The sequence below is a fragment of the Halomonas sp. SIMBA_159 genome, assembly GCF_046536035.1.
Classification (GTDB): Bacteria; Pseudomonadota; Gammaproteobacteria; order Pseudomonadales; family Halomonadaceae; genus Vreelandella; species Vreelandella venusta_A.
In genome coordinates this window covers 1-277 of the sequence record NZ_JAWJBT010000448.1, presented here as the reverse complement: position 1 = coordinate 277, position 277 = coordinate 1, and the positions used below count along the sequence as shown (strand labels likewise).

1 protein-coding gene is annotated in these 277 nt (G+C 69.0%); it reads right to left on the bottom strand.

Going from position 1 to position 277, the window contains the following annotated elements; genetic code table 11:
- Positions 1-277, bottom strand: a 277-nt coding sequence (locus R0J87_RS19970; protein WP_498888429.1) for an EscU/YscU/HrcU family type III secretion system export apparatus switch protein, incomplete at both ends; no start/stop codon positions are given.

The following is a 277-nucleotide window of genomic DNA, read 5'->3' as shown; positions in this document are numbered from 1 at the left end:
CGTCGGTGACATCTTCCGCGCCGGTGCGCGCGCCGCCCGGCGCTGGCTGCGCCGGCTCGCTTTCCAGCCGATGCAGCCACGCGAGCAGTTCCGCCACCGCCTGATAGAGCTGCGGCGGAATGCGCGCGTCGAGGTCCACCTGCATCAGCAGTGAGACCATTTCGGGCGCTTCGTGCACATAAAGCCCGGCTTCCTTGGCGCGCTGCACGATCATCTCGGCGAGCATGCCGTAGCCCTTGGCGATCACGCGTGGCGCCGGATCGCCGCCTTGTGCGTC